The organism is Paraburkholderia fungorum, from assembly GCF_046026025.1.
In the GTDB taxonomy this organism is placed as follows: Bacteria; Pseudomonadota; Gammaproteobacteria; order Burkholderiales; family Burkholderiaceae; genus Paraburkholderia; species Paraburkholderia fungorum_E.
The window spans coordinates 1-16,948 of record NZ_JAQQFL010000005.1; the positions used below are offsets into that span (position 1 = coordinate 1).

The 16,948-nt window shown below is 61.9% G+C and carries 10 protein-coding genes; 4 read left to right on the forward strand and 6 right to left on the reverse strand.

Translation table 11 applies throughout. The features are described from left to right. On the reverse strand, positions 1-465 hold a 465-nt coding region (locus tag PQR67_RS07620), incomplete at its 3' end, for a hypothetical protein (protein WP_408456571.1). 89 nt (positions 466-554) lie between these two features. Here PQR67_RS07620 and PQR67_RS07625 point away from each other — a divergent pair. From PQR67_RS07625 to PQR67_RS07635, 3 genes are all read left to right on the forward strand, one after another. Next, positions 555-1,301, forward strand: a complete 747-nt coding sequence (locus PQR67_RS07625; protein ID WP_408456573.1) for a TIGR02391 family protein — start codon at positions 555-557, stop codon at positions 1,299-1,301. After that, a complete protein-coding gene (locus tag PQR67_RS07630; RefSeq protein WP_408456576.1) occupies positions 1,298-2,254 on the forward strand; it encodes a tyrosine-type recombinase/integrase in 957 nt (318 codons plus the stop codon). The genes PQR67_RS07625 and PQR67_RS07630 overlap by 4 nt, the downstream gene beginning before the upstream one ends. A 372-nt stretch (positions 2,255-2,626) precedes the next feature. Beyond that, on the forward strand, positions 2,627-6,589 hold the full coding sequence (locus PQR67_RS07635) for an nSTAND3 domain-containing NTPase (protein ID WP_408456578.1): 3,963 nt from the start codon (positions 2,627-2,629) through the stop codon (positions 6,587-6,589). Between the two features lie 651 nt (positions 6,590-7,240). On the opposite strand, the gene PQR67_RS07640 is transcribed toward PQR67_RS07635, so the two are convergent. The 3 genes from PQR67_RS07640 to PQR67_RS07650 are packed head-to-tail and all read right to left on the reverse strand — an operon-like array spanning position 7,241 to position 13,370. Further along, positions 7,241-10,369: an AAA family ATPase gene (locus tag PQR67_RS07640; protein WP_408456580.1), complete on the reverse strand. Its 3,129-nt coding sequence runs from the start codon at positions 10,367-10,369 to the stop codon at positions 7,241-7,243. Then, positions 10,369-11,013, reverse strand: coding sequence for an ABC-three component system middle component 1 (locus PQR67_RS07645; protein ID WP_408456582.1), 645 nt, complete (start codon positions 11,011-11,013; stop codon positions 10,369-10,371). The genes PQR67_RS07640 and PQR67_RS07645 overlap by 1 nt, the downstream gene beginning before the upstream one ends. After that, complete coding sequence (locus tag PQR67_RS07650) at positions 11,010-13,370, reverse strand: ABC-three component system protein (RefSeq protein WP_408456584.1); 2,361 nt, start codon at positions 13,368-13,370, stop codon at positions 11,010-11,012. The genes PQR67_RS07645 and PQR67_RS07650 overlap by 4 nt, the downstream gene beginning before the upstream one ends. A 591-nt stretch (positions 13,371-13,961) precedes the next feature. Between PQR67_RS07650 and PQR67_RS07655 the strand changes: the two genes are divergently transcribed. Further along, a complete protein-coding gene (locus tag PQR67_RS07655) occupies positions 13,962-14,405 on the forward strand; it encodes a hypothetical protein (RefSeq protein WP_408456586.1) in 444 nt (147 codons plus the stop codon). 139 nt (positions 14,406-14,544) lie between these two features. Here PQR67_RS07655 and PQR67_RS07660 read toward each other — a convergent pair whose 3' ends face one another. Next, positions 14,545-15,603, reverse strand: coding sequence for a tyrosine-type recombinase/integrase (locus PQR67_RS07660; protein WP_408456589.1), 1,059 nt, complete (start codon positions 15,601-15,603; stop codon positions 14,545-14,547). 275 nt (positions 15,604-15,878) lie between these two features. After that, positions 15,879-16,823 carry an AraC family transcriptional regulator gene (locus PQR67_RS07665; protein ID WP_408456592.1) on the reverse strand — a complete coding sequence of 315 codons (945 nt, stop codon included), beginning with the start codon at positions 16,821-16,823 and terminating at the stop codon, positions 15,879-15,881. Positions 16,824-16,948 lie beyond the last annotated feature (125 nt).

Here is a 16,948-nt window from a genome sequence, read left to right on the forward strand (position 1 = left end):
GCTTTTTCCGGAACCCGACGCGCCGCTCAGATAGAGCAGCGGCGCAGGGTTGCCGACGAGCCACGCGTAGACCTTTTCATGAGCGTGGTCGGCGCGGCGGAAGTCCGACGCCGCGTCGTAGGGCGTAAGGCGGAAATACTCCGGGTCTCTGACCTGGCCGTGGATACCGAGGTCGATCGTACGGCGCCTGTTCAGTTGCTCACGCCACTTTGGAACGAGCCATCCCAAAATCAGCAGAGCCGGCACCAGACAGACGGCGTAGGAAATCCGGAGATCATGAATGTTCAGTCTCTCATCAAGTAGCCGGGCCGCGATAGGGACCGCAGCGAGCAACCCGAGGAGGGAGACGTAGAGCTTGGTAGCCTCGTGAGACGCTTTCAGGAGCGACAGGAACGACCAGCCCCCGGCGCCCCTAGATTCGTCGTCAGTAGAGGGTTTGGCGGGAGGAGCAGGTGATTCAGCCATGGTTGCCTCCAGTTGTCTCTTTATAGACGAGGCGCAGCGGGAATTCCGAAAAAACTGGGGTCATGGCCCGACCGCAGCGAGGCAAAGCCATGCGGGAGCTTCTGACCGAGATTTCAGACGCCGATGTGCTGCTCGCGCTCGAGCCGGAGGAGCTGGCGGCCAAGGTGCTGTTTCTGCTGCGCAGGCGTCAGGAGCACCAGTTTCATTTTGGCAATCTCCGGATGGAATTGGAGATTGCCGCCCGCGAATCCACCTATCCCCGCCACCGGCTGGGGGAGGTCGATCTCGCTGTAGCCGAGGCGTTCGCGTGGCTCGAGGCGCAGGGGCTGGTCGTGCCTGCCGAGGGCATGAACGGGAACAATGGTTTCCGGCATCTGAGCCGGCGCGCGCAGCGCTTCGAGAACGAAGCGGCGTTCACCGACTACCAGACCGCACGCCTGCTGCCAAAATCACTGCTGCATCCAGCGATTGCGAACGATGTATGCCTCTCGTTCATGCGCGGCGCCTATCCAACAGCGGTGTTTGAGGCGATGCGGGCTGTCGAGATCGCGGTGCGGGATGCCGCAGGTTATCCGCCCGCCGAGCATGGCGTGCCGATGATGCGGCAGGCCTTCAGGCCGAACACCGGGCCTCTGGCTGACCATACCAAGGATGCGGGCGAACAGGAGGCACTTGCCGCCCTTTTTGCGGGGGCGATCGGCTCGTACAAGAATCCGCATTCACATCGCAACGTGCCGATCGACACGCCGCGTGAAGCGGTCGAAATGATCGTGTTGGCCAGTCATTTGCTGGGCATCGTTGACGCGCGGGCTGCAGCGAGGCGGGCGACGCAATGAACCAGCTTGTCACGCTCGATGGCATCACGACGCCCGCACTGGTCATCGCAGCCGGCGAGCGCGCCGATGTGCGCTTCCTCGAGTTTTTTGCGTCGGCGATCCGCAACCCGCACACGCGCCGCGCGTATGCGCGCGCGGCCAGCGACTTCCTGACCTGGTGCGCCGGCGCCGATGTGCTGTCGATCACGGAAGTGCAGCCGCTGCATGTGGCTGCCTGGATCGAGCTGCAGACGCAGACCCACGCCGCGCCGACCGTCAAGCAGCGGCTCGCGGCGATCCGCCACCTGTTCGATTGGCTCGTGACCGGCCAGATCGTGCCGCACAACCCCGCCGCGTCGGTGCGCGGTCCCAGCCACACCACGAAAAAGGGCAAGACGCCGGTGCTCGATGCGACCGAGGCGCGGCAGCTGCTCGACCGCATCGATGTGACGACCACCATCGGCCTGCGCGACCGCGCGCTGATTGCGCTGATGGTGTTTTCGTTCGCGCGGGTGGGCGCGGCGCTCGCGATGCGGGTCGACGATGTCTATATGCAGCAGCGGCGCCTGTGGGTGCGCCTGCGCGAGAAAGGCGGCAAGGCGCATGCGATGCCGTGTCACCACACGCTGGAAGCGTACCTGCACGAGTATCTGGAGCAGACCGGCCTGCGTGATGAGCCGAAGGGCCCGCTGTTTCGCACGATTGCGCGTGGCACGGGCCAGCTGAGCGCGCGAGCGCTGCCGCAGGCAAACGCGTATGCGATGGTGCGGCGCCGGGCGCTCGCGGCGGGCATCGCCACGGCGATCGGAAATCACACGTTCCGCGCGACGGGCATCTCCGCGTATCTGAAAAACGGCGGCACGCTCGAGAACGCCGCGGCGATGGCAAACCACGCTTCGACGCGCACCACGCAGCTGTACGACCGGCGTCGCGACGAAATCAGCCTGGGCGAGGTGGAGCGGATCCGCGTCTAATGTTTAAAGACGAAAAATCAGGAAAGGAAAACTAAGGTTTCCTAGGCGCCTGATAGGCGCGCGGCTCGAATGTCGCTGATCTACTCCATAGCGGTCCTTCGAGGGAATCAAAGCGATGACGGTTAAGCAGCGACTGCTGTCCTTCGGCCGTCGTGGCCGAACTTGCTCTGTCCGCCACCTACCGGCACTGTGCAGCGGCTTCTCTCCCACTCCCCACAGACAGGTGAATCCGTCAGTCGCAGCCACACATAACGGCCCATCGGGCGCAAGTCAAGGGATTTCGATATGCTGTAGCCCCTGTCGCCCGAGGGCTGGCGTTCACGCTATGACGCAACAGGGCCTTCTCAGAGTCAAGAATTGAGCAAATCGCCCGTGGAAACTTCAGATGATTTAGGCGGAAACCCGTCGTTGGACGGCTGGCACTACCAATGTGACGTATCCGTGCTCGCGGCGCTGGATCTGCTGGTGGTCAATCGTGTCGCCAAGGTGCTCCAGCTCGAGCCTGCGACACAGGAAGACTTGGAGGCGGAACTTCAAGCGCCCCAGGTTTCGTCGTCGACTGTCGTGGACGGCGAACGCCTCATCGTCCAGGCCAAGTTGCGTCGTACCGGCCAATGGACGCCCGCCTCGCTGCGCGACTTGGTGGAGCACGGGGAGAAACGCCCGTCCGCGCTGAAGTTGTTGGAGGACGCGAAGGTCCGATACGTCCTGTTCACCAGTGCCGACGTGTCGGGAACGCTCGGTGCGCTGCAGGTCGACGCACTGCTCGAGCGCCCTGGGGACGACGATCTGCCGGCCGCTGTGTTCCCGGCCACGCACGTCAAATCCGCGGCAGGCCGGTTCGCCGTGCTGGCGCAGTACAACGAGGCACGCGTAGTCGAGAAGATCGACGCCTATCTACTCAGCCCCCTAGGCATCCCAAGAGAGCGTCACGAAGCCTGTCGCGAAGAGCTCCGCAAGGTCGCGATGTCCGGGATGCGAACAGGCTACGCCTGGCCCAGGATCGATGTGGAAGCCATTATCAAGAACCATGGCGGCTCCATTCCGTCTGAGCGCGACCGCAAGTTTGTCCCACCCACGAACTGGGACGACATTGTTGCCCAGATGGACAAGCGCAACGCCATCGTCATCACAGGGCCTTCGGGCACGGGCAAGACGACCGTGGCCAAGGCCCTCTACCAGCACTACCGTAGCGTCGTGCCCGGCATCAACTACGTGGAGCCTCAAGGTCCTGGCGAACTGAAGGCTCGGCCAGACGCCGGCCCTACCTTGTTCTATGTGGAGGATCCGTGGGGCAAGTACGAGATCGGCACCAACACGGCAGCATGGACAACTGAGTTGCAGGAGCGGCTGCTGAAGGCCAGTGCCCAGCAGAAGATCGTGGTCACCAGCCGCACCGATATCCTGGCCGCGACCGTCGGGAGCCAGAGCGACTTCCTCAAGCGGTGGGAAGTGCGGCTAGAGGCCAAGCACTACGGTGGCAAGGAGCTGGGCAGGATGTTCGAAGGGCTGGTCCGTCTCCTCGCCTCGCGCATCTTGCAGATGGCAGCCATCCGTGCCAAAGAACGCGTCCTGCAAACGTTGCGGACCCCCTTCGAGATTGACCGCTTCGTGGCACTGCTGCAAGCCGGGGCGATCCCTGCCGACGAGGACGAAGACCAGTTCGTGTCGCGGATCCTGCACGAAACTCAAACGTGCGCCATCGAAAACGAGGTCGAGTGGATGGTGAAGGCCCGCCACTACGAGAAGGCCGCAGTGGTGTTGTGGGGCCTGATGGCCGCCCGGCGTGGCGTGCGTCGCCAGGACTTGCCCACTATCCGCCGAGCCATCAGCAAGCTGGACCCCGCGTTCGGCCTTGGGCTGGAGAGGCTCGTGAACGATCTGGTGGCCAGCGGCAGTCTGCGTCAGCCCAACAGCGACGTCACGTATACCCACCCCCGTGTGGAGCAAGGTCTCGTCCGTGTGATGCGGGCCAACCCAGAAGTGACCGAGGTCGCCCTGGAACACCTGATGACGGCTCTCGTCCGCACGGGCAACACTGGCAACAACCAGGCCATCGAGACCGCGGTGCGACTGCACGCCTTCATCAAGGATTCCAACGAGTCCCTGTACGAAGCGCCTAATGAAGTCCAACTCGCCATCGACACTTGGTTGGAGGACGCGCTCAGCAAGGACCATGACGACTACGTCGGCCTGTTGCGTCTGGCCTGCATCGCCGGATCCAGCATCTGCATTCCCGCTGAAGTCGCCCGGTGGCTCCGCCCTGTGGCGACCGGCAAGCATTTCTTCATGCGCAGCTGGAAGCTCAGCAACCGCAGCGGCGACTGGTATGAAAAGGTCCGCAACCATCCCTTGACGCAAGATCTTTGCGAGCGCTTCATTCGACTCGTCCTCACCGTGGAGACCCGCAAATATCCCCACCTCATGGCCGAATACCTCGATGACATTGCGTCCGGGCTGGATACCGCGTGGGCAGACGCGGCGAAGGTGATCGTTCACCACGGCGAAGACACCAACGCGATCGCTGTCGGGTTCGGTGCCATGCGCGCCATTGTGAATCGCGAACCGCTGCTGCAACTCGCGCTTGCCAGACTCAACAAGGAGGCTGAGGCACAAGAGACGTATTCAAATCCCGAGTACTGGCCGTCCATTGACGGACACTTCAACGACGACTCGGAACCTTACGACGGCCACACCGACGACTACTACGGCGCACGCAAACTGGTCTCTGCATTCGCGGAGGCGACGCGTAACAACTCGGGGTGGCAAGCGCTCGCCGTACACAAGGATGTGCGGGCACTTGCCTGTGAGTGGTTTGATGCCATAGATGCGGCCGCGGGCGCAGATGCAGGCGATGATGAGTTGCGGTATCTGCTGGAACTGCGTGCCGGGGAGCACCTTGAGCAGCGAATCTGGCGACTTTTGACGCGGAGGTGGTGTCCGTCCTTCGTGATCGACCTCCGCGAGCGACTTCGTGCTGGCGACGAATCCGCGCATCTGCGCGAAGTCACCGCGGGATGTGCCTTGGACCACGTGCCAGACTTGCTGACCGAAGTGGCCAAAGATCTCTTTAATGAGGGCCAGACGGTGCGATTGCTGGAACTGGCGCACGACGCCAAGACCTACACCACGCGCTTTGGCGACACGGACAGCCAGCACGTGGCGTACGAGGCGTTCCAGCAGGCCCTGCCGGCGCCCTTCGACGAGCTTGCCGAGGCGCTTGCGCCCCTGGACGATGTCCAGGAGGTGCAACTCACTGACGCCTCACTGGATGCGCTGATTCCTCTGCTCGGAAAGCACCAGGGGCCTCTCCGTCCCCTGCTGATCTGGCTCGCCGCGACGAATGGGTGTGCCGCGGAAGCCGTGCTGGAAGACGCATTGGGTGAATCCGTGCAAGCTGAAGAGGCAGACTTGGCTGTTCGCGCCGCCGCTGCGGCCGGTTGCTGGCCGCTGGTGAGATCGGCCTTGACCCACCCGCGTGCGAAAGCTCGCCAGCGTGCACTGGAGCTCCTCACGGCGGCTCCTGAACCGGGGATCACAGACGACATCGTTGCCCTGACGAATGACCCCAGCGCGTTCGTCCGCCGTTCGCTACTCGATTTGTTGGCGAAGCAGCCCGAACGCCACGCCGCTGCTCTGGTGCAGTTGTGCGAGGACACGTGGTCTCGTCACTCAGTTCCACCGGGTGAAGATCAGAACTTCCCTCTCGCTCGAGTCGCAGCTCGGGCGCTAGCCACGCTGACGACCGTGCCACCTGAGCTGACCGGCGCCATCGTCGAAGCTGCGCTGGAGACGGATGACTTGACCGTCACCGAAGTGCTGCTGTATTTCCTGGCTGAACGCGGTGACGAAGATGCGTTGCGCGAAGTGATCAACCTCGTCTTCACATTCAACCCGACTTGGGCCAGTGTGCAGGCGGCCTCAGCCATCGCTCGGACCAAGCGCAAGGTACCCACTGACGCCCTGAAGCGGGCCGACCCGCGCTGGCTGGGCAAATCGCATTACTATCTGGCAGCCCAGACGGTCGAGGCTGTGGGCAGCGTCGCTGACAGCTCGCAGATCCTTGCTACGGCCGAGGCACTGGCGGTCAGCGAAGGTCGGCGGGTGCTCTTGATCCCCCTGGCCATCGGGGCTGAACGCCAGTCGGTTGATCTCGCCAACGAGGTGCTCAGCAAACTGCCGCCTGACCACCCGGCCATCCAGGTCCTCGACGCGTCGAAGCACCCGCTTCCTCATGACGCGCTGGATCAGTTCGGCAATGCGCGCACCGTGGAGGCCGTCCACTGGCTGCTCGGTGCGCGGATCGCCGAGCGTCCGTCAGTCTTGGTGCAGTAAAAGCAACGCCGGCATCGCAGCCGGCGCGCAGCTCAACGATGGAACTTGCTCAGGTGCTGCAGCCAAACCTGAGGCTTCTCCTCGGCCACCCAGTGGCCACAGCGAGGGATGGCACCGCCGATCAGGTCGTCGGCCATCAATACAGGCCATCGAATGTCAGGAATTGATCACAGCTGTCGGTCGATGCGGATGGCGCGAATGACTCAGTTCAGTCTCAAACAGCCGCTCAAGTTCTATCTTTCAACGACTCTTCCTGGCCGACCTCTGCCCAACGCGGTCGGCTCAGTACGGACCCAAAGCGTTCATTCCGGTACGTGCGCCGTTGATGGCTGCTTCCAATGGATACTGTTGAAAAAGTCGTAGCGCGTCGCCCGAACACCACGAGCGAAAAATTCGACCTCTCAGATCGCCCCACAAACCGCTCGCGAGCATCGGTTAAGGGTAAAGCGACCCATGAAAATCGGGTTAGAACGACCGTCACCGACTTTTTCAACAGTATCAATGTACAACAGTCGTTCGGACGGCAATATGATCAGCGCGTTATCCGCCAAAGCAATTGTTGGGTGACGACTTCACGAGCGTCCGCTTATGCGCCAGCAGCGTACAAGCGGAAGCGCGACGCACAAGCGTCCTGTGATTTTCATCCTCAACTTATCCGACGGCGACCTTTGGAATCACTGTACGTGGCGGGCGAAGCGTCCATTCGACCCCTTCTCGGCCAGTGCCGAGAAGGTTGAGCAGGGAGCAGGGGATCCGGCGTGAGTCGAACTTGCGCCTGAGGAACTCTGCCTGCGCGACATCATGCGTTGAGAGCAGCAGCTGATAGCGGCGATCCCGGACGATATTGCCCATCAAGTCAGCAAAGGCCGAGGCGTGAATGGCATCATTGTGTTGCAGGGGATCGTCGAGGATCAGCGCGCGCCAGCGTGACCAGGGATACGTGAGGCCCGCCGCTGCGAGCATGCTCACCCCAAGCGCAGCCATCTGCCCCTCGCTGTGGACGAGGGCGGGATCGATATCGCCCATCCCCGCAGGGACTTCGCCAGTTTTGTAGGCGACCTGCTCGATCTTCTTGTTCTTTACCTGCAGGTCGATGCCGATCCGTGGGTCGCACAAGATCGCGAGGTTGATCTGCTTCATCAGATCGTCGAGCGGCTCGATATAGGCCGCGTTGAAGTCCGCTACCTGATCCAGGATATCGAAACTGGCCGCGCGCGCGATGGCCTTGGTTTCCGTCGTCGCCTCCTTCAGCCGGCGCTGCGTGCCGGCGACAGTCTCAGCCGCCGTGCGGATCTGGTCGCGATTGCTATTGGGGGCACCGTCGATTGCTTCGCGCAAGCGTTCAAGGGCAGAGCGATGGCTTTCCTGCCGCGCCCACGCCGCCGCGCTATCGGCGAGCCGTCGCATCATATCCTGCGCGTGGTCCAGACGCTCGATCGCACGGACAAGAGCCGCCTTGCCGCCGTCCGCCTCGACCTGATTGGGCTGCGCGCCCGTAAAGCCGAGTTCGACCCACGCGCGCCGATCGTCGTCAAAAGCTCGGCGGTGGTCCGCTACGCGAAGGGTCAGGTCTGCGATACGGGCCGTGAGACTTGCATCCTGTGTCCTTGCTTCCGACAATGCAGCGTCGGTCTCAGCCAGCGCCTTCGTAGCCTGATCCGCACCCGCTTTGGCCTGCGCGAGCGCTGTCTCTCCGCCAATATAAGCGCCCTGATGACCGTGATCAGCCGCCCCGGCGTCCAGCCCCAGCATCCCTTCGTGCGCGATGACGTTGGCGAGTGCCGCCTCGGCGGCCTGACGCGCGAGGCCCTCACGGCGGCCGGAAGACTCCTTGACACGGGCAAGGTCATCCCGTCGTTTGACCGCCCCTGCTAATGCCTGGGCAAGCGGAGTGCCCGAAACATCGGTCAGGCGTTGCCGCCAATATTCCAGGCGTCGGAGGCGCCATGACAGACGATCGGCACCCTGCAAGGCATCGTCGCGCAGCCGCGTCACCATGGCGACGTCAAGCGTGCCGACTACTCCAAAGACGGCTCCAAGGTCAGCATTGGCAGCAGCCTCGGCGGCGATCTTCTCCTCGGCGCCGCAAATCCGGGCCAGTACCGCTCGCCGGTCGGCTAGTTTCGCCGTCAGTGCTTCGCGTTCTTCGATGGCACGGGCCACATGCTGCTCCTGCGCCACGAGGAGCGGCGCCAGGCGTTCCGCCGCACCCGACGCGCGTTCGCGCAGGCGCGATGGCTCATCGAAATGAGTCGCGCAGACCGGGCAATCGCACGCATCGTCCGGCAGCGTGGTCGCGATTGTCGTTACTGCCTGCGAGATCGCACCCGTAACCTCTTGCAGCTGACGAAGTGCCTCTCTCTGGCTGGCTTCGCGTGACCGTGCGCCTTTTTCGGAAATCTCCAGTTCGCGGACAGTCCGCTCGAGGTCGGGAGAGGCGGCACGATCGTCACTGAGAGCGCGGCGCAGCTGGTCCAGTCTTTCAGCGCGATCAAGCCACTGGTTGCATCGATCCCGCTGCCGATGCGCCTCGGCGAGCTCCTCGATGACGCGATCGGTATCCACTCGAAGCCTCGCGACGATCGCGCCGCGCCGGTCGAGGATCGACGCCTCCCGTTCCGCTGCCAGATGGGACGCCTCGGCCGCCTCCACGTTCGCGACAGCTTCCGCCACCGTATTGCGTTGCTCGCGATAGTGGTCGACAGCGGCGCGCAGCGTGTTGAGCAGATTGAAGCGAGCAACAGCGGCGGCCTGAACCTCAAGCGCCTGGGTCGAGGCCCACTGCTGCGGGATGCGGGCCGCCGCCAACTGCTGCGATCGGGCGGCCAATCGCATCTGCTCAGTTTGAGTTTCCGCGAGCGCTGCACCGGTCTCAGCCAGTAACGTCGTACGGCGTCCCCACCCCTCGATAAGCTGCTCGGCGCGGCGCAATTGTGCTTCCCGATCGCGAACCTGCGCCCGGGCATCATTCCATATTGCAGTAAGCTCGCTGAGATCGTTCGCGCCAGCTGCCTGTCGCGCGATCGGCCCCACCGCAAGTTCTGCGCGCGCAACTTCGATCTCGATGAGGATCGTCCGACCGAGGGTCGCCGCGCCTGCGGGATCGAGCGCACCTTCCGCCTGGGCACCCTCCCAAAGCTCAGCCTCCTGCGCGAGAAGCTCATCGAGCCGGCCAACCTCCTTTTCGAGCTGGTCGATGCGTCGGGTGAATGCCTTGGAAGCCGTCGTGTTGCCTTTACCGTGAAGGGCGATGGCAAGCTCCTCGATCTCCCGGCTTTGCGCGGCTTCCTTCAGCATTTCGAAGCGCTCGGCCGCGGTCCTATGGGTGAGCCGCGACAGGGTCGATTGGCCTAGGAAATGCGTGAGCAGAAGATAATGCTGCAGCGACTGGATCGTATGGGCCCAGGTCGGCGCCTTGAGGAACGCGCCGATATCCTCGATATTTCCGCCCCGCGTAGACTGCGCCGCATCGGCAGAAGACAGCATCCGCTCGATCGAGCTGCCATCGCAGAATGTCATGGCCGCGCTCGTCGGCCCATCATCCCCATCACGCCAGCGGCAGAGATATTTGCCGACCTTCTTCACGCCGTTGACGTCGCGAAAATGGTCGATCTTGTCGGTCAGCGTCCATTCGAGCGCGTCGAAGAGAGACGATTTCCCGAGGCCATTGCTGCCATGAACGATGAGAACGGACGGCTCGGCCGGCAAGTCAACGTCGAGCTTAGCAAAGCTTCGAAATTGCGTAAGACGGATGTTGGTGAGGTAGAGGCTGTCGTCCATTATGAGGGTTCCCGCGCGGTCGTCAGGGCTGCGACCAAATTATCGGGATCGTCGTGGATCTGGTTTGCGAGGCCGATCCACTGCACCGCCGCTTCCTGAGACAGGCCATGCCTCTCGAGCGTGCGCACGACCAGCCCCTGATTGCGGTCGAGAGGAGCACTCTGGACGCTCGGCGCGCTCTTCCAGGGCGTGGCAAGAAAAGTCCGGGCGGCGAATAACGCATAGCTCTGGTCGAGGTCGTCGGGGTTCGGGGTCCAGATCAGCTTTCGGCAAACTGTCTCATCGCGCTCGGCCAGGTCGAGCGCGCGGCGCCAATCCTGTATCGGATCGGGGGCCAGCGCAATTAGCATGATATGCGCGTTGATGACCTCCTCGGCCGCCATGTAGGAACGGGCGATCACCATTTGGGTGTGGAGGCTGCGCAGCGATGCCTGCATGTCGGCGAGGTCGCCGAGCTCGATCGAGGCGACCAAGACTGGATAATCGCCTAGGCGCAATCCGATGGCATCCTTGGGCAAACTTTTCTCGGTCACCTCGGCGCGCCCTCGAAACTGTCGCGTAGTGAAAGCGTCCACCACTGACGCCTCCCAGTCCAACGCGACTGCGGACGCACGGAGCCTCTCGCTGAACATTTCCGGGGTCATTTCGACACCTCGTCTTCCAGATCCTGGACGCGTTGACGCCATCCCTCGAATTCCTGCTGCACGGCCTGCTTCCAGGTTGCGAGCGGTCCATTGAGCTTCTGGCGCCAGGCGAGGTCGTTGCGGATGATCGCAGGCCGAACGCGCCGCGCATTGCGCATCCCTACTCCGATGGACCCTGCATTGAGCACGGTGTCATCGGGCGAATAGACTTCAACCTCGGCACTTCCCGAAAGGATAAGGGCATCGACATCCCATTGGTCCGGCCGGTCCCAGATCGTGAGCGGCCCGCCTTCAATCGTATCGCAGCCCGAGCCCAGTGCCTCGGCATTTCCCGAGAAGGTCAGATTGCCGCGCTTGATCGATGCCGGCGTGAGCGGCTCCTCCAGATGGGTGGCAAGCACCAGCAGCAGGGCGGCCGCCATGCGCGGCAGTTGCGCGTGATCGCCGCTCCAGGGCGTTCTGGTCCCTTGCTCGATATTGGACAGCCACCGCAGGAAGTCGAAGCGAAGCGCGGCCGTCCCCTGAAGAGTGGCCGTCCAGTTTCCCCAGGTGCCTGCCACCGCGTTGCGGATGGATCCGTCGATCTTATGCAACGGGGCGCAGGTGCCACTTGCGATGATCTCCATGAGTGAGCCGTCGAGGAGACGCAGAAAGCAGGCGTCAAGCTTGTCCTGAAGGAAGCTCAGATCGAGCATTCTTCCGCGATAGTGCGGGTCGCCGGTCGGTGCCACGGCGATCCCCGGTGCGATCGCCTTCCATGCGGAGGCATGGTCAGCCACCGTCGTAAGGTGAATGCAACCATTGCTGGCCCGGCTCAAGCGCAGGATTGCAGACGCATCGGGCACGGCGCTTGGTGGTAGGGCGAGATGGATCGTCACGGGAGCCGTCAATCGCTCGCACTGATCGGCAACATGAAGCAGGGAGACATGCCCTCGCTCCACCAGAAGATGGGCGGCCGCATCGATCTCAAGGACGACGCGCGCGCGGGCCTGGGTCTGCTGCTGGCGCAAGCCTTCCTGCGAGGCGACATCGACGAGTTGCCCGATCTTGAGATCCTCGAACCGGTCGTAAAGCTGAGGATCGAGCGTCGGCGGGCCGGCGAGCGACGGTGTGCATTCGAGCAGCGGCTTGACGTGAGCCTCGTATAGATCGAAGGAGGCCTCCGCAGAGGCGTAACGCGTCGCGCGATCAGGGCCATGCCGCAAAATCACATGATCGAAATCCGCCGGAAGAGGATGGCCTGCCATCAGAGGGCCGGTGACCAAGAAGCCTGCCACCGTCTTTTCGACATTGGTGACGCGGCCACTGCTATGGTTCACGACGACCGCCTCGAGTTTCGCCGCTTCGAGCGTCGCGAAGACCATGCACTGGTTGAGAAGCGACGCCTTGCCCGGGGCGAAGAGTGGCCCGTCGCTGTTGATGGTGAGCGTGCGGTCTTTGCGGAGCCGTCGCCTCAGCGCGTCGATCACGCCATATTCGTTGATGACGGGGCACAGGATGGTCTGGAACACGGGCTCGAGGTCGCCACTGGACGATGCGGCGTCCAGTGCGTCGAGCGCCGCCTCGCGCAGCTCCTTCGAAGAAATGTGCGACAGAAAATCGTGGGTGAACGACACATGCTCGAAATTCTGGATCAGGAGTGAGAGTATGTCAGTGAGACCACCATCGCCGTTCCCGCTGACAAGGTAGCTCACACCGCTTTGCGGCTCGATCGCGGCCGTCCCTATCCCACTCGGTTTCCAGTAAGCGACAGGCTCAGCGTCACCGCACGGGAACTCCTCGCCGAAACCCATCGCAAGGATCACCTTCTGGAACCGCCGCTTGCCCTGCGTGCCCTTGTGATCGATCGTAAGGCGCCAGTCTACGTCAACTTTCTCCATTGCAACGAGCTTGCACTCGTCCTGGAATTGAAGGTGCGTGAGCTTTGTCATCGCTGCCGCGAAATCGCTCTGGAGCTTGCCGCAGACCGATCCGCCCGTGTCGGACTTCCAGTCTAGCAATGGGAGGCCAGCCCTGTCGTCCAGCGACCCGATGTCTGGCCATTCATAGATATGCGGATGCAGCAAACGTGGAGATGCGCTCTGAAGCTGCAGCGCCGCGTTCGCCGGGTCGTACAATGTTACGTTGTACCCCAGCAGGGCCGCGCACAGCGCGAAGCTCAAGCCAGCCGCTCCGGCGCCGACGACGGCGATCTTGTCCGTCGTTCCTATAAGACCCTGCGCATCAAGCGCATGCGCGAGACGAAGCCCACGCACCTGTTGGGAGTAAAAGGTGATCCGCCGATCGAAAGCACCCAAGAAATACACACCATCGCCGCCGGGCGCAGTGGCAGCGTCGATCCAGTCCGAGAGGGGCAAAGAATTTATCACGTTATTGAAAGCACGGTCATCTCCTCGGTGTCGCACTAGTGCGGCGACATGCCGGTCCTGTTAGCGTCCATCCCCTTGACCCCTGCGAGGTTCCGGCTAACAGCCGCTAGGCATGAATTCATCGCTTCGCGCCGGTCGACATGGTTAGCCGGTACGCCGATTCATTGACACAAGCAGGACGTTGAAAACTGGCGGGAATATTAACCCCAGAAATGGGGTTCGGATAGTCCGCGAAAGGCATTTTCGACGTGTCTAGAAAAATACCAATAGCCGTCTTTCGATTGCCGGAAAGAGCACTCATGCCAGAAGCGTCGCAGATAACCGAACGCCCGCTTCCGGTCGCAATGCTGCAGCTTCAGTGACATGTTTCCGTGCTGGTTGAACGGCAGGTTGTGGCCGCTTGGTGCCTCGTGCGATCTCGTAAGCTGGATGGGTTCTTAAGGTGACGGCGATGTCTTCAGGCGTGCTGATCACAGGATGCGCAGGGTAGCGACGCGACTTTAGCGCGCTGCAGCGTTCGGTGATGTCGTATCTTGGGATATTCGTGCTATCTGGTTCGTCAAGTCCGCGAGGGGTGTTATGAACAAAGCGAAGCATCGAAACCCCCGGCGTGAGTTGCTGAGCCGCTATGGGCGCGTCACCAGTTGGCACTCGAGCCTGTCAATTCACGCGGACCGGCCTCGAGGTTATCCTCCGGAGCGAGAGAGTCGCGCATCGATTCAGTTAGAGGGGGAGTTCACTGAAGCGGTGGGCGGCGTAGTCAGGTTCTTGATCCAGGTTTCTCCGAAGGACAAGCCGGATTTGGGCAATGCCGCCGTGCCGAACATTGGCGCGTTCATTTCGGTCAAGCCGGAGTTACATGGAGTGGTAGATATGACGGAGGGCGAATTTCAACGGTTGTTAACGTTGGCCGCGTCAGACCACCTGGCGTGGTGCTTCGTCGCATTCACGGTGCCATTTCGCCGGTCCGCTCTGATCGTTAGCATCGACTTCAGCACCCGCGCCCCCGACGACGAGACGTAATACGTCGAGGTCGAATCTGATGTTGAGGTCGGTGTCGGCCTGTTCCCGGCCCCCCCGGTGTTGCCACGATGGGCCAGACACGCGGTTTCAGGTCGGGCAGAAAATTTTTGTTGGCGAGCGGCCGAGATAAGCGGTGGCGCTAATCCAGCTTTTTCGCAAGATCCTCCGCCCTCGGATGGTAGTACCGCATAAGCATCTTCGTGTCGCGATGGCCTGTAATCTTCGCCAGCTCATGGAGTGGAAATTTTTCGGCAAGGCGTGATGTTGCCTCGTGTCGCAAGTCGTGAAAGCATAGGTCGACTAGGAGATTAGGGTCTGCGTTCACGCCCTTGTTCGTACAATCCTCCTCGTAGGTTTTCCTGGCGCGTGCGACCGCTCTCTCGAACGCTCGAGTTACCGCGTCAGGACGGAGCGGGAAAAACAACTCGCGCCCATCTTTGATGAGTTCTTCAAAGATGGCGATCGCTTTGCTCGAAAGGGGAACGTCGCGCGAACTCCCATTCTTCGTCATGGCAAGACGCGCAACGCGTTTTGTAAGATCAACCTGGCCTGGGCCGAGCGAGATCAACTCACCTCTACGCATTGCGGTTTCGACTGCAATGTCGATGAGGGCTGGCAAGAAAGCAGACGCGGACGCTGCTTTGACGTATGCGAGTTCGTCGGTCGAGGCGCCTTTTACGGTATCTGGTTCGATGTTGGCAATGCGGCGGGTGCGCTCGTTTTTGACCGTAGGCTTGCGAACCAACTCGACAGGATTGGAGAGGCTTTCCAGCCCCCACTCTTTTCGCGCAATTGTGAAAAGGTGAGAGATGATAGCTAGGCGGCGAACAACCGTCGCCGGGCTATGAGTGACACACCATTCGTCGCGCAGCCTCGCAATGTCAGCCCGCCGGATTCCTGCGAGTGGCCGCTTTGCGAGCCATGAGTCGCGCAGTTGGCGAATGATCGACTTCTCCTGCGCTGCGCCTCGTTTGTTCGATGCGATCTCGCGCTCGTAGCGATCCAACGCTTCGGTGAAGGTTGTGTTCTCAGCTTCCGCGCTGCTAACGAAGCTTCCCCGGTCCATCTCGCGTTCGATGGACCTCGCCCATCTCTCAGCATCCGCCTTGCTATCGAAGGTCTTCGACTCTTGGGGGTAGCCCTTTCTGCGAATCTTGGCTTGCCACTGAAGGTCGCCACGTTTGGTAAAGGTCGCCATAGGCAAATTAGCCGCTAGATGTCGTTTTCAGGACAGGTGTGTCTCAAAATTGTCCCAAAAATGCCAAAATTGGTCAATAAGCCTTTATATTTAGGCATAGGCCTTCTGATTCGCAATGCGAAGGTCGGGAGTTCGATCCTCCTCCTCCCACCAAGATCACATCCAGAGTCGTCCGAGACTGTCCAAAAACCCCGCAGCCGAAAGGCTCGCGGGGTTTTTCATTTCCAGCGAAGTCCAATCTCCCCGAAGAGAGACGTCGCAAATCCGACTTACCTCTACTCCCGAAACTCAACCTCATCCAAACGCCGCAACTGCGCGATGTCGCGAAGCGGCGGCGCGCCGAAGTGCCGGCTATATTCGCGACTAAACTGCGAAGGGCTGTCGTACCCGACCCGGATCGCCACCGACCCGACATCTCCGCTATGCCGGAGCAGCAACCTGCGCGCCTCGTGCAGCCGCAGTTGCTTCTGATACTGCAGCGGAGTCAACGTCGTAACGTTCTTGAAGTGATGATGGAGCGACGACACGCTCATGTTCACCGCCTGGGCCAGCGTCTCCACCCGCAAAAGCTCGGTGTAGTGATTCTGGAGCCACTCGATTGCCCGTGCGATCCGGTACGTCTGACTCCCGTTCACCGCAACGTGCCGTAGCCGTTTCCCTTGCTCGCTCGTCATCAGCCGGTAGAGCAATTCCTTTTCGATAAGCGGTGCGAGTACGGGAATGTCACCCGGAGTATCGAGCAATCGCACGAGTCGCAGCGCCGCATCGAAAACCGGTGCCGACAACGGCGCCACCGCGATGCCTTCGCCTGCCGACGCGGCATCCGGTTCCGGCAGCCGTAACTGCGTCGCCAGTTCGACGATCCGCTGCGGATCGAGCGCGAACTTCACACACAGATAAGGCGCGTCGGGCGACGCCCGCGTCACCTGCGACATCACCGGCAGATCGACGGAGGTCACGAGGCAATGCAGATGATCGTAGACGTACGCCTGCCCCGCGACCATGACCCGCTTGGCGCCCTGCGCCGCGAACACGAATGCGGAGCTTGTCACGCCACAGCCGAGATCCACGGGTTGCGAGTAGCGGTAGAACGTCAGCGACGGGATCGCCGTCTGATGCGTGCCGTCGGTCGGCGCGAAGCGGCTGATGAGCGCAGCGAGTTCGCTGCGCGCCGTTTCGCGCGCCACCGAAGGATCGAGCCGGGAGGAGTGCTGTTTCATGCGCATGGAAATCCGTGGACGGAATCGAGCATACCCAACCGCTGCCGGACAAGCGCGGCTGGCCTGCTGGATTTGCAGCATTGTTCAATAAATTTGCAGGATTGTGTAAGCGCAACGGCAGGCAG